The 13,562-nt window shown below is 44.7% G+C and carries 10 protein-coding genes; 2 read left to right on the top strand and 8 right to left on the bottom strand.

Annotation, left to right across the window (positions count from 1 at the left end; translation table 11 throughout):
* Positions 1–16: 16 nt before the first annotated feature.
* Both NX722_RS00255 and NX722_RS00250 read right to left on the bottom strand, forming a co-directional pair.
* Positions 17–838 (bottom strand): alpha/beta fold hydrolase, encoded by an 822-nt coding sequence (locus NX722_RS00255; protein ID WP_262566185.1) that lies wholly within the window; start codon positions 836–838, stop codon positions 17–19.
* A gap of 3 nt (positions 839–841) precedes the next feature.
* A complete protein-coding gene (locus NX722_RS00250) occupies positions 842–1,333 on the bottom strand; it encodes a cupin domain-containing protein (RefSeq protein WP_262566184.1) in 492 nt (163 codons plus the stop codon).
* Positions 1,334–1,544: 211 nt separating this feature from the next.
* Here NX722_RS00250 and NX722_RS00245 point away from each other — a divergent pair, with 211 nt between their 5' ends.
* Both NX722_RS00245 and NX722_RS00240 read left to right on the top strand, forming a co-directional pair.
* Positions 1,545–2,663: an efflux RND transporter periplasmic adaptor subunit gene (locus NX722_RS00245; protein ID WP_262566183.1), complete on the top strand. Its 1,119-nt coding sequence runs from the start codon at positions 1,545–1,547 to the stop codon at positions 2,661–2,663.
* A 2-nt stretch (positions 2,664–2,665) separates the two neighbouring features.
* Complete coding sequence (locus NX722_RS00240) at positions 2,666–5,728, top strand: efflux RND transporter permease subunit (RefSeq protein WP_262566182.1); 3,063 nt, start codon at positions 2,666–2,668, stop codon at positions 5,726–5,728.
* 19 nt (positions 5,729–5,747) lie between these two features.
* Here the strand turns inward: NX722_RS00240 and NX722_RS00235 are convergent, their stop codons facing one another.
* The 6 genes from NX722_RS00235 to gmtY all read right to left on the bottom strand — a co-directional run bounded on the left by NX722_RS00235 (position 5,748) and on the right by gmtY (position 13,403).
* Positions 5,748–5,843 (bottom strand): IS1-like element transposase, encoded by a 96-nt coding sequence (locus NX722_RS00235; RefSeq protein WP_456077473.1) that lies wholly within the window; start codon positions 5,841–5,843, stop codon positions 5,748–5,750.
* 47 nt (positions 5,844–5,890) lie between these two features.
* Positions 5,891–6,706 carry a hypothetical protein gene (locus NX722_RS00230; RefSeq protein WP_265442322.1) on the bottom strand — a complete coding sequence of 272 codons (816 nt, stop codon included), beginning with the start codon at positions 6,704–6,706 and terminating at the stop codon, positions 5,891–5,893.
* Between the two features lie 1,387 nt (positions 6,707–8,093).
* Positions 8,094–8,582 (bottom strand): hypothetical protein, encoded by a 489-nt coding sequence (locus NX722_RS00225; protein WP_262565741.1) that lies wholly within the window; start codon positions 8,580–8,582, stop codon positions 8,094–8,096.
* A gap of 66 nt (positions 8,583–8,648) precedes the next feature.
* Positions 8,649–9,335, bottom strand: a complete 687-nt coding sequence (gene gmtX / locus NX722_RS00220; protein WP_265442321.1) for a gamma-mobile-trio protein GmtX — start codon at positions 9,333–9,335, stop codon at positions 8,649–8,651.
* Positions 9,322–11,967 carry a gamma-mobile-trio integrase GmtZ gene (gene gmtZ, locus NX722_RS00215; protein WP_262565739.1) on the bottom strand — a complete coding sequence of 882 codons (2,646 nt, stop codon included), beginning with the start codon at positions 11,965–11,967 and terminating at the stop codon, positions 9,322–9,324. The genes gmtX and gmtZ overlap by 14 nt, the downstream gene beginning before the upstream one ends.
* A 29-nt stretch (positions 11,968–11,996) precedes the next feature.
* Positions 11,997–13,403: a gamma-mobile-trio recombinase GmtY gene (gene gmtY / locus NX722_RS00210; RefSeq protein ID WP_265442320.1), complete on the bottom strand. Its 1,407-nt coding sequence runs from the start codon at positions 13,401–13,403 to the stop codon at positions 11,997–11,999.
* Between the last annotated feature and the right edge of the window lie 159 nt (positions 13,404–13,562).

Below are 13,562 nucleotides of genomic sequence, written 5' to 3'. Positions count from 1 at the left end.
CTACCAGGTACGTCTGTCAGTGATTCAACCGCTGCATCGGGCAAAGATTATTAAGGTTGTTAAGAAAATCCATCACCACCTGATTGAAGGCTTTCGCCATGACCACCGGATAATAATGCCCACCTTTAGTGAATACATGACGGTGACTGTGCTGCAGAGAGTGAGCGGCTTCATCACCCATAGCCGGGGGGATCAGCAGGTCATCCTGCGCCGACAGAACAAGCGCAGGGCAGCGAATACTGGCAGCATTTTCAAGATTGTCCGCCTCCATGATAATGCCCATTCGTTCCAGACAGAGTTTTACCTGGGAAGGGTCGGGACTTTCTGGATTGCTGAGTAGCTGCGGATGAGACTGAATCCACCAGTAAGGATAAAGATACATGGGGTTATAGCGCAGAAATGCCTGTCCGCCAGATGTTTTCAAAAAGCTTTGCCGCGCCTGAAAAATACGTTTCAGACGATCATCAGGTTTTACCCAGGTAGCACTCAGCACCACCGACTTTATGCGCTCCGGATATCGGCTGGTCAGGCTTTGCGCAATGACACCTCCCAGCGAGTGACCGATAATGTGTGCCGCTTCAATGCCCAGCCAATCCATCAGGGTAACAGCGTCGTTTGTAAGCCTCTCCAGAGTTTCACACGACTGAGCCTTGTTTGAGCTTCTGCCTGAACCGCGCTGGTCAAAGGCAATAACCTGAAAATACCGGGAAAAAAACGCTAACTGTTCATCCCAGAATGATGCTTTGCCATTCAGTCCACTGATAAAAACGACGGGTTCTCCCTGCCCTTCAGTCCGGTAGAAAAGCTCTGAGTCATCAGGCAAATTAATAAACGGCATTCGTTAACTACCCTGCAACGGTGCAAACACGGTTTCTGCTTCAATCTGGTTGATATTATCAGGACGGGCAAAAGGAGAAGGAGGTACTTCTCCCTCATGCCGGGGGCGACCAGCTCTACGGAAAAAATCTGCCAGCCCGCCGGGCAGAAATACCCAGAAGAACTTCAGTTCGCCCTCTCCGGTATTGGTAAACCGATGGCTTTTATGAGGAGCCAGATAGAAAGATGCCCCTGAAAACATGGGGTACTCCCTGCCATCAATTTCAGCTACGCCTTCACCTTCAAACACAAGAATCAGTTCCTGCTGACCATTATGTCGATGCTCCCTGACATACCCGCCAGGAGCCACCACCTGAATACCCTGCTCTACACCAACAGCCTGCTGATACTGAAGGGGCGACACCCTGATCTCGACATAACCATTCGCAGGCATTGGTTGCCAGTACCCTTCGCTGACAGGAAGGTTGTGCATATCGTCTTGCTCGACAGATGACATAAATTAGCTTTCTCCAGATCAACGACTCAGGGCAAACAGTATAGATTCTCAGTCTGATCATAACGGGGTTATTGAACCATTCAATTTGCGCCTGAAATTCATAATTGAGCAAACGATCAGGCTGTCCATGTCTATTATTAGCAGACTGCAGGCAAACTCCATTCAAACCTCTCAATAATCCACGCATGCCAGCAATAATACTGGAGGCAGTATGTATACTCCCTGTGTTATAAAACCCGGGTTCAGAACACTGATCCACACTGCAACAACCGTCTTTATCCTGTATTTACTGAGTGCCTGCTCAGAGACTGAAGAACAGGTGAACGAAGTGGTTCGACCGGTAAAACTGTTTACAGTAAAAGACAGTGGCAAAGAAAATATCAGAGAGTTCCCTGCCACAGTAGAAGCCACCGAAGAAGCGGAAGTATCGTTTCGTGTTTCCGGAGAACTGATTGAATTCCCGGTACACCCGGCTGATGAAGTCCGGAAAGGGCAGCTGTTAGCCAGGCTGGATGACCGGGATTTTAGAAACACCGCTGCCGTGCGTCAGGCCAATTATGACCTGGCAGCAGCAGACTATCGTCGTATAGCTTCCCTGCGGGATAAGAAAGTGGTCTCAGTCGCTGACTATGACCAGGCCAACGCCAGACTGAAGTCCAGCAAGATATCCCTGCAACTGGCAAAGGACCAGCTAAGGGACACCGTTCTTAATGCACCCTTTTCCGGACGCATTGCCCAGACCATGGTTGAGAACTATCAGTCAGTGAAGGCTCAGCAACCCATACTGATTTTGCAGAGCAACAATACTCTGGATGTCAGTATCCAGGTGCCTGAAACTATTATTACTAAAATCCGGGAAGAAGAAGTAAACCGCGACTACTCCCCAACCGTCCGTTTTGCCGGCAACCCCAATAAAGAATATTCCCTGACCTACAAGGAACACGACACCCGGGTTACACCGGGGACCCAGTCTTATACCGCTGTCTTCACCATGCAGACGCCAGAAGAGTTGACTATTTACCCGGGCATGGGAGGCACCGTCACCATTGACTTATCGAAAGTCACTTTCCGACCCAAAGCACTGGCGGAATATATCATTCCATTGACAGCCGTGTTGAAAGACGACAGTACAGGTAAAAACTCAGCCTGGGTTTACAACCCTGAAACCGGGACTGTAAACCCGGTCGAGGTGACACTTGGCGCTGTCACCGAGCAGGGCATTACCATTTTAAGCGGACTGGAGGCAGGGGATGAAATTGTCAGTGCAGGTCTCAGTCGCCTGCACCCGGGCATGGCGGTTAAACCACTGGAACGTGAACGGGGGCTGTAACCGTGAATATCGCTGAATATTCTATCCGCAACCCGGTCATCAGCTGGACATTTGTCGTATTACTGGTACTGGGCGGAGCTGTCTCATTTTTGCAACTCGGACAACTGGAATTTCCTGAATTCCCTATCCCTCGGGCCATGGTCCTGACCGCTTATCCCGGCGCCTCGCCAGAACAGGTCGAGGAAGAAGTGACACTGCCTCTTGAGCGTGCCATTCAACAGCTTGAATACGTTAAAAACATCAACTCTGTATCCAGCGCCGGACTGTCACAGATATCGATTGAACTGCTGGAGACTGCCAAAGCCAGTGACCAGCCTCAGATCTGGGACGAATTACGGCGAAAGATCGGTGACGCCCAGAGAACCCTTTCTCCCGGTGTTTTGCCATCGCTTGTTAATGACGACTTCAGTGACGTTTTTGGTGTTCTCTTCAATATCAGCAGTACAGACTACAGTTACAGGGAGCTGGAAAATTATGCCGACTACATACGCAGGGATTTGTCACTGATTAAGGGGGTAAAGAAAATCAGTCTGGCCGGAACAGTGACCGACCAGGTCATTATCGAAATGTCAGAAAGCAAACTGGCGACTCTGGGCATCAACCCCGCCCGCATTTTAAACCTGATCCAGAATCAAAACGTTGTATCTAACGCTGGTCGTGTACTGGTTGAAGGACTGTCCATCCGCATTCATCCCACTGGCGAGTTTCAGGATTTGCATGAACTTGAACAGTTGCTGATCAGTAATCCCGGCAGCTCTGAACTGATCTACCTGGGTGATATCGCCACCATCAGCAGAAAACCGGACGAAACACCAACCAACCTTTACCGCAGCAATGGCAACAAAGCCATTTCCATGGGCATCTCGTTTTCCAAAGGTGTGAACGTCGTTGATATTGGCAAAGCCGTTAACAAACGGCTGGCAGAGCTGGAGTTCAGTCGCCCCGTTGGCATCGACCTGGATATTGTTTATGACCAGCCTGCCATCGTAGAAAAGTCCGTTGCGGACTTTCTGATCAATCTGGTCGAAGCCGTGGTCATTGTCATCGTCGTTCTTCTATTTACCATGGGGCTTCGTTCCGGCCTGCTGATGGGGACGATTCTGCTGTTGACGATTCTGGGGACGTTTATTGGCATGAATATCCTCAAGGTCGAATTGCAGCTGATCTCCCTGGGCGCCCTGATCATTGCCCTGGGTATGCTGGTCGATAACGCCATTGTGGTCACGGAAGGTGTACTGGTCGGCCTGCAGAAAGGGCAGTCCCGGATCGAAGCGGTTAAAGTCGTTGTCAGCCAGACTCAATGGCCTCTGTTGGGTGCCACCATCATTGCGGTTATTGCCTTTGCCCCCATCGGGCTGTCACCCAATTCTACCGGCGATTTTCTGATATCCCTGTTCCAGGTACTGCTGATCGCCCTTATGATCAGCTGGGTTCTGGCGATTACTATCACCCCGTTATTCTGTTACCTGATGTTCAGTGAACCCTCAGAAGGTATGGTCGGGGATGCATCTGACCCCTATAAAGGCGCATTGTTTACGATTTATCGCAATCTGCTGAACATCGCCTTGCGATACCGGCTGACTTCCCTGGCTCTGATCATTGCAGCCCTTGTCGCAGCCATCGTTGGTTTCGGTAGTATCAAACAGTCGTTTTTTCCGCCGTCCAACACGCCCATCTTTTTTGTGGATGTCTGGGAGCAGGAAGGCACTGATATCAGGGAAACCGAAAAAACCATGAAGGCCATTGAGCAGGAGGTCATGAACTACCAGCAGGTGGTCAATCTGACAACAGTTATGGGCATGGGCGCACAGCGATTCATCCTGACCTACGCACCGGAAAAAATGTACAGCAGCTATGGGCAGCTGATTATCGAAGTGGCTGACCTGAACACCATCAGAGAACTGATCCCGGAAATGCGACAGAGTCTGGAAACAAGGTTTCCGGATATTGATTTTAAATTCAAGCTGCTCGAAAACGGCCCTGCTCCGGCTGCCCGGATAGAAGCCCGGTTTTTCGGTTCTGACCCGGAGGTTCTGCGCAGGCTTGCCGCTCAGGCCATCGAAGTGGCTGAGGCGGAACCCAGTGCTTACGCCATCCGAAACGACTGGCGGGAACAGGTGAACATTATCCGTCCACAGTTTGATGAAGCCGCCGCGCGCCGCAGCGGGCTTTCCAAGCAATCCATTGACCATGCCATGCTGGTTAATTTTTCCGGCAAGCAGATTGGGGTTTACCGGGATGGCAGTCACCTGTTGCCTATTGTGGCAAGGTCACCTGAGGCTCAGCACCTGAACGCTAACCATATCAGCGACCTGCAGGTCTGGAGCGATGAGCGCAACACGTTTGTTCCTGTCAGTCAGGCGGTAACGGCCTTTGCTACCGAAACTGAAAACCCGCTTATCATGCGCAGAAACCTGAAGCGGGTATTAACCGTACTGGCAGACATTCCCCCGTTCAGTGAAGAAACGGCTGATTCTGTGCGTCAGAAAATTCTTGGGGGTATTGAAGCCATTCCGCTGCCAGCCGGTTATTCTCTGGAATGGGGTGGCGAGTACGAGTCCTCAAGAGATGCCCAGAAAGGCATCTTCTTGTCACTGCCTCTCGGCTATCTGATTATGTTCCTGATTACCGTTTTCCTGTTCAGCACCATACGACAGCCAATTGCTATCTGGTCAACCGTACCGCTGAGCATTATTGGTATTGCTGCCGGGCTGCTGTTGCTGAGAATGCCCTTTTCTTTTACTGCCTTACTGGGGATGCTCAGCCTGTCCGGCATGATTGTGAAAAACGGCATTGTTCTGGTAGAACAGATTAATATTGAGGCAGCCAGAGAGTCTGCCACCGCACAATCTGCCATTCTGGATGCCTGCGTCAGCCGGGTAAGACCCGTCTGCATGGCGGCACTGACCACCATGCTGGGTATGATTCCACTGGTATTTGATGCCTTCTTCAGCTCTATGGCAGTGGCCATTATTTTTGGTCTGGGCTTTGCCACCGTACTGACACTGGTCGTTTTGCCCGTTATCTATGCGCTGCTTTACCGTATCCGGTTTGATCAGGCATAGCACTAGAAAGGAAGTGACGTTACCCGTGGTGGGGCAAGTTTTTTAAATGGCTGATGACCGTCGTTGGACTGATCCCCGGGACACGACCTGTATCCCTGACACCAGAACCATTCATAGTCATGCTCACTATGCGCTCGTGGGTGCTTTGCCATTTTTCACAACTTATAACGATGTTTCAATGGTAATAACTGCCCAGTGCTCTCGGATCTGTTCGTCAATGAATTGCTGAAGATCTTCCCGGATCCATTGCTCACGGGTTTGTGCAACGTTGCCAGCCCCTTCCAGAAGTTCCTGCTCTGAAACCCCGGAGGTGGCCGTAAGGGGATCATAGACTTCCATCAGCAGTTCAGCATTACTTTGTGATTTGGCACACCGAATGGATAAGTCACCATCGAGCTGTTGCAGAAGTTCCATAAACTGGCGATCAGCCAGGAATAAGTCGGTCAGGTATTGTGCAAAGTCCGCCTGATTATTAATGCCATGCCTGAATACGTTCTCAATGTTTTCCATAACCTCGGCAGCGGGGCGGCCCAAGCTGCTATACCGCTGTAAAATATGCGTTGCGGGGAACTGGCACACGGCTCTTGCCAGGTGGTTTTTAACGTACCCCCTGATTTCTGTAGACTCTCTGCTTGCAATTAAAGGGAGTCCACGACTGTCATTTGTTGTAGCCAGCACTTTATACAGCACGGACTCATTGAAAAATAACTTCAGTTTGCAGAAAAAACGGAGCGCGGAAGTCGGGGTTGTTTCTGATGCGAGTTCCTGCTTTAACGCCATAAAAAGCAATCGGGTTTTGATTTGATCAATCACTTCCGAAGTGTGATCCTGACAGTCTTGATCTTGAGCTGCGTTAATGATTTCGGTGATTTCTCCAGCCACTTCCCTGACTTCTGGTTCAGGACAGGCGTCGAGTTGGTGAAGAATCTCCAACAGGCTCTGTTCCAGTATTTCCCGTTGATAAAAAGCGGCTGTCACTTTATTACGTAACCTATCCAGTGCCAGGAATTGCTCAGGAGATAATTTGCTACGAAGATGTTCAAGGGAAGCATTACAGCTATCACCGATTCCACTATTAAGCGCAGGGGGCTGGGGCAGCTGCAGCTGCTGAAATCTTTGACGCACCCTTGTGGGATCAGATGTCCGATGATATTGCATGGTATCTTGCAAGGTTAAACTTTCGAATCGCCCTTCTAGCAGACTCAGTCGATCAAAATCACGTTGTCTGAGCATTCTGTTTCTACGCCTGGCTGCGTCACTCACAGGCCGTGAGTACAAATACGGGATGTCGGGTCGGGAGTTAGCCACCAGTGTTCGCTCTGCTTCGGTCAAGTTGTTCTGGAGGTTACGAATAAATGGCTCCCCTTTTTTCTGACGAAGGAAGTTGCAGTCAGGATAAAATTTACCATGGAGCTGATCCAGATCTGTGCTGTTCTGGATCAGCTCCTGCTCAACAGTGCCACCACAGCAAAAGCACTGTACTTTTCCCAGGTCGTAAGAAAAATAAAAGCCAGAACTTGATAGAGTATTCACGTTACGGAACCCTCGAGGAAACGTCCTGCTCACCTCTCTTGCTGTCTGGCTCGTCAGGCTATAGATGCGTTCTCCGGGCTCTTCCATATCTGGGTTACACAATATTTGACTAGAATCCGACCTTTGATCAGAAACAGCCTGGACTTGGGGAGGGGCATCTTGAGGCCTTTCTGCTTCTAATTCGATTTCCCGGGTTATCCCGGGTATGACCTGAACATCATTGATCAGAAGAAACAGCTGACTTAACTGTTCACTTTGAAGGACATCATGTCTGGCTTCTGGAGATTCAAATTCGAAAGTGACATCAGGCTGGTACAGGGAAAATTGATCTTTGAAATTGCGCCACAAATGTCTGTCTGAAAGTAACTCGCGGAAGGTTGTAAATGATTGGTGGCCCTCCCTGTCAACAATATACAGTTCATTACCTGCTGTTTCAGACACAGTTCTGGAGTTAAACCTTGATGATGAAGCAACATGCGACCCTGTTGCTTCAGTGGCGGTTGATGAACTATTCGATGATGCGCCAGAAACCGGCGTAAATCCATAAGCCATAGTGACTCCCTTCCTGCTGTTACTTCTTAAATTACTACGCTTAGACTTTTATAAAGAAGAAAGGTTTAATATTTTTTTAGAATAAAAAGTCTGTGTTGATCAGGTGTTGTGTTCATCTGATTGTGCCCGTTGATCTACCTGCATAGCCGTGTGTTTACGATATGAGGGATGGCCGGCTTATTTATAGCACTTTCTTTAATCAAGCCAATTAATCCTTTATATAGCAATGTTTTCAAGCCTATTTTCTATTGATTAGAGTCAACTTGATCTCTAATCAAACTCATGGATCAGCATGGTCAAGTAGATCACGGATGGCTTCATTGATAGTCATATTACGCTTTCGGGCATAGTAAGCCAGGCGGTTTTTGGTTTCTTCCTCCAGTTGGATAGCTTTTCTACGGGGGCGATTGATCGGTTGACCATCTTTCCCGATTATTGATGAACCATGATTAAGTCTTTGTTGTCGTACGTTTGCCTGTAGCCTCTGCCAACCTGCTTGCGAGAGCCACTTCAAACACCACAGGTCAAGTGCTTTAGCCTCTTCACATTTGCCACATCCATTTAAATTACTGGGTAAATGGTCGTAAGCTGCCACAGCATCAGGATAGCTGGCCTCTTCTGCAAGCCAGCGATCTAAGCGATGATTATCGATCCATCGCCTTATGGTAAGGCAAAATTCCAGTGAGTTTTGCTCTGTAATACCAACTCTGGGTCTCCCCAGGGCATTTTTTTCATTATCGTCACTATGTGACGAAATATTTAAAGTCATATAAAACTCTTAATACTTACCGTTGCATGTGACTTTATATAATTATCGTTACATACTGACGTTAAATTATTTGTCACAGGAACTGGACTCTTTCAGTATCTTCTCTATTGCTGTGACATACCCTGGTTTATAAAGGTGCCTGCCATTTTCATCCTTAACGCGTCCATTGGGCTGAGAATGCCAGCCTCTCCGAGCCATTAACTTATCACTGATAGCGTCTTCTAGTGCTTCTCTTTGGCTAGGTGTAAATAACCCTGCCAACGATGGAAGTACTTCAACAGTGGCTTGCTCTGTGCTTTTTGTAACCCGCCTATCTACCGTTATAAAAGCTTTGCTTTTTAGTACTTTTAGTTCATTTCTATATAAATCCCTTTCTCTGATAATGGTTCCAATTGCCGCTCTCATTGCAGGATCATTGATCTTTGAGAGTAGGTCATAATCTTTTGCTCCATGATTTTGTTTTGCTCGCTGAAGGGGTTGAATTGGTGGTTTTTTCCGTGTTGTTCCATGTGCCAATGCATAGGCCTCAATAAGAGTGCGGTAATCTGCTCCATTCTTATTATGGATAGACTGAGCTGTTGGCCCCCCAGCAAGAACAGACATTCGGCCAATAGTAGCAATAGAAAAATCCAGTTCTTCCTTTTTCGCCTGCTCTTCTAATAATCCAAAGATTAAATCAAGAGTCTTCTTTTTTCTGCTGTTAGATTTTTCTTTGAGGTTGGAAAGTATTTGCTTCGGATCAACTATAGACATCATCATAATCCGTACAAAGAGATGAATGATTATTTGATATTATGTCTCTCAAAAAGAACATTGTTTTATTGCATGACTTCTCTAATGCCTCTATGCCAACATTTAAAAAACCGGCTTCGTAAAGCGACTGTTTTGCCTCTATTATGCTGCATACTGTCTTCATTCCTGATAGTTGCCAGTCATCAGGGCAAGCTTGCTTTGCCATTATTCTCATTAAAGAGTTGCCAACCATAAGTTGCATTTTTTCATTTAATGTTATAAAGATTGGTTGATAACCTTCACGAATTAACGCTGAGTCTAAAAAATTAGACCTTTTTTCAATTGCTGGAGTTTTTCTTAGATCATCAGCTAACTCAGGATAAACTTCTGCATCTTCACAGATTCCAGAAAGTTGCAACAGTTCCGATTGGGTTTCCAGTAATGCAATTGGTTGATAGATATCATGCAATTTTCCTACTGCAACTAATTTCTGTTTATTATCGTTAGCTTTTCTACTTTCTTCTAAATTGATAATCCGATGAATCAAAGTAAAGCATGCACGCATATCTTTAGCATATTCATCAGCTTCTACGAGTTGTTTTTCATAACGACGTTGAGCCTGTTGAAGTTCCGATTGTTTTCTAAAGGGCATGCTGGCATCTTCTGCTGAAGATCGCTCATCTTCTAAGCATTCCATAATTTGCTCAGCTTCAATAGCTAATTTAGCAGCTAAGGACGCATGATAACTTAGATTGTTAAAGTGTCCTCTGAGTGCATCTAAATATGCTGAGTCGGTTATAAACCAACGACACCTGCAGCAGTTTTCTGGTCCGTGAGGAACAGGATCGTAAACTTGAGAGCGTGGTCTTGCTGATGGGTTTTTACATTCTCCACCATTCCAGCAACCAGCTAGAAGATTTGTTTCATCTGACTTAACTGTGTTACCACCTGCCAAACATAAACCTATATGCCGTTGTTCCCAGCCTGCTGGATTTCTGTTTACAAGAACCATTTCAAGGCTTGTATAATCTCTGAAAATTGCTTTTTCCTTGATTTGCTGAATTGTTGCATCTGTTAAGAAATTGCTAAGCTGTCGTAATTCTTCAGCTTCTATTTTTGATTCAGCCTCATCCATTTTCTGTCTCATTACAGCAGGAGATATCTTTATATAATATAAGGTCATTATCAAGCGGCTATGTCCAGCAACTAATTTTGACAGCACAGGGATAGGAACTTCACCATCCATTGCATAATGAGTAAGTAAACTAACTCTTAAACTATGAAGAGGAAATTCGGTTGAATACCTCTGGCTTATCGGAATGTTCCCGCCATAAGGTTTGACGAATCTCAATAAAGCCTCTCCATTCCTTTTTTTTACTGTACTTTCCAAAGTAAATAATAATCTGTACCATAAGTTAGCTTCGTTGTTGGCACACAACGGCTTCATTTTATCTTCACTTATTGTTGCACTCGCATTTCTAAATAAGAAACAAGTTTTACCAATTTCTTCCAAAAGTGCTTCGGACTTTAATTCACTTGTATGTTTTTTTTGAAGACATGACCAAGGTGTAGGGGACTCTATAGGATTATACTTTTCTTGCCAGTTACGAAGTTTTTCTAGCCAATACAAAACCTGCTCATGTTCCCATGGTATAGTATAACCCCGATCAATCGCCGCTTTGTTTTGGTCTGCGGTTTTATTGGTATTGATATATAAGGCTGTATGACAATTACCTGTATCGGGGGATATAAGACGTCTAAATACACCTTTTGAATATGGATTTTTTTTTGAACCCAAAACAAAACTGTTTTGTTTATTTAATTTAAAAGTTCCATTCAGATAACGCCAAGTATCTGCTTCACCAGAATCAAGCATTCGAACTTGATAAGTCCTTAATGGTAAATGTAACTTGATAAATAAAATCATAGGCCTAACAGGAGACCACATCTGATAGATTTCTAAACCATTCTTTCTCTTTACTCTATAACGCTTTCCATTTCTACTGTAATATTGCCCCTGCTCGACTACTATTTTCCTCCATACACAATCTGGATCATTTGTATCGATAAGGTTTTTAGTCACTTCGTACCAATCTCCAAGATTCCCGGTGACATTTTTTCCAGACTGCTCTTGAGCCCAGGTCCAATTGCTAAAATGCCCATTAGGATCTGGACATAAAATTGATCTTAACTCTTTAATATAACGATATGGAATTGGATTATAAACCGTTTCACTTCGATATCCTTTCTCACTAATATAAGTGAAAGGGTTTTGGAATAAAGCTATTGGTTTTCCGTTGTCATCTGGCTCGCTGAAATAATTAACAATAACCCAGTCAATAAATTCAACTATTTGATTATTTCGAGTGTACTTACCATTAGATTTTACTCCTTGCTCAATAATGGGAAAAAGCTTTGGTAGATAACAGTCGCCATTTAAAAAAAGCAGTGGTTCTGATGAGAGCTCTTGTTTTACTATGTAGGTTTCTAGAAACCACACTACTGACTGAAGCCTTGGCGTAAGACCTAGCTTTATTGAGTGCAACCAGTTTTCAGCATATTCTCTCCACAACTCCCATTCTTTACCATATTTTTTTGTGAGCCATGAACAACTTAAATCAGTTGTTCGGTTGTCTATTCTTTTCCTACTCATAGTTACTAACCTTTAAAAAATACTGATTATTAATCAGCATATACTTTCATTAGCTCATCCCAATCAGACTGACGTTGATTAGTTGTGTTATCTATACCTTCGCTCTCTATAATTGAGTTTGCTTTATTCAAAGACTGACTAATATCTTCTAAGGATGGCGCTGTATAAATATCTTGACTTTCTATTGATACATGATGTAGAACTTTTTGAATTATTCTAGGATGAACACCTGCTCTTTCTAACCTTCTTCCCATAGAATGACGATGGCTGTGGGGTGTTAGTCCTGCCTCTTTTGAGGGTGCTTTTCCTATCCGAATTAAACCTCTTTTATAAGCATCATTGAATGCATTTAAAGTTAAAGCTGCGCCTATATTTTTTTTGGAGAAGCTTACAAAAGCATAAGGATGTAACCTATCAGTAACAGCAAGATACTTAATATACATGCGCCAAAGTTTATTAAATAATACCCCCGCTTTGGTTGGAAACCAATACAGTTGAATGTATTTGTCAGAATGATCCATTACCCGACATTTCCAGCCCACCTTCTTCGTACCAAGTATTTTATTTCTTGGGGTAATTAGATATCTTTCTCGAAGATATGCAGCTCTATGTGTTTGCCCTTGTGATCCAACCCAATTATCGGGAGCCTTTCCTTCTTCTGGATGATAAATGCGAATAGATACGCTTTCAGAGTTTAATGGATCTATTAATACATCATTTATCCATAAGTGAAGGGCTTCACTTTCACGGCACCCAGTAAAATGCAACATAAGCAAAATAAGTTGATTTCGGATTGCTGATCTTGGATCTTTATTTGCTCCTATGCCATTTACAAAAAAATCTTTAAATATATTTTCTGGAAATTGTGTTGCAGTGTGACTGCTAACGACTAAAAGTCGTTTCCCCATGATGTTTCTTGCTCTTAAAGATGTGGAACTAATACTTTTATCCTTAATATGACCAAGAAAATCTTCTTGATTACGACGATACCAAGCAGCATAATTTAACCGTTCTTCAAATCTGGAGGCCATCCTATTGGGGTTCATACTTTTAAGGTTTTCAATATTATCTGCTAAGTAATCAGTTAGTCCCGTTAAAGAATTAATAAGGCCATTTACCGTTTGAGTTGATGCAGGAAGCCAATATAAACCTGATGGATCATATCCATCGTTGTCGATCGTGCCACTGTATAGATGTCGTACGAAAGACTCAAAAAGTGATTTTGGGCTTGAAAAGCAAGATTGGTTAGCTTCGATATATTGCATGAGTAGATATGCTCCATGCACTACTCTTTCGCACCATGAGTTGCTTCGGTTGTGTTGGTTTACAAGGAGGTAATCAAGTAGAGGTTCCAGGACACCATCTTTACTAACAAGCACAGGCAATTCAAGCTCAAACCCAGTGTTATCGGTTACCACTCTAGCTCTGGTTTTCACAGATGTAACCATTAATCTAATCTCGATTAGAAAGATTATAAAGATGACTATTAATCTGACTTAAAAGTAGTGGTAAGATTCTGAAAAACAAGCCTATTTTGAGACTATTTGAGTATAAAGATTATACTTTTTTCTACTATAAATAAGGCCGGTAAATGG

This window comes from Endozoicomonas gorgoniicola (genome assembly GCF_025562715.2).
GTDB lineage: Bacteria > Pseudomonadota > Gammaproteobacteria > Pseudomonadales > Endozoicomonadaceae > Endozoicomonas_A > Endozoicomonas_A gorgoniicola.
Note: the sequence above shows the minus strand (reverse complement) of the source record. Positions and strands in the feature narration are given on the sequence as shown.

Coding starts and splice junctions, on each gene's coding strand:
- NX722_RS00250 (WP_262566184.1), bottom strand. CDS start 1,333: ATGTCATCTGTCGAGCAAGACGATATGCACAACCTTCCTGTCAGCGAA.
- NX722_RS00245 (WP_262566183.1), top strand. CDS start 1,545: ATGTATACTCCCTGTGTTATAAAACCCGGGTTCAGAACACTGATCCAC.
- gmtZ (WP_262565739.1), bottom strand. CDS start 11,967: ATGAGTAGGAAAAGAATAGACAACCGAACAACTGATTTAAGTTGTTCA.
- NX722_RS00255 (WP_262566185.1), bottom strand. CDS start 838: ATGCCGTTTATTAATTTGCCTGATGACTCAGAGCTTTTCTACCGGACT.
- gmtX (WP_265442321.1), bottom strand. CDS start 9,335: ATGTCTATAGTTGATCCGAAGCAAATACTTTCCAACCTCAAAGAAAAA.
- NX722_RS00235 (WP_456077473.1), bottom strand. CDS start 5,843: ATGAATGGTTCTGGTGTCAGGGATACAGGTCGTGTCCCGGGGATCAGT.
- NX722_RS00225 (WP_262565741.1), bottom strand. CDS start 8,582: ATGACTTTAAATATTTCGTCACATAGTGACGATAATGAAAAAAATGCC.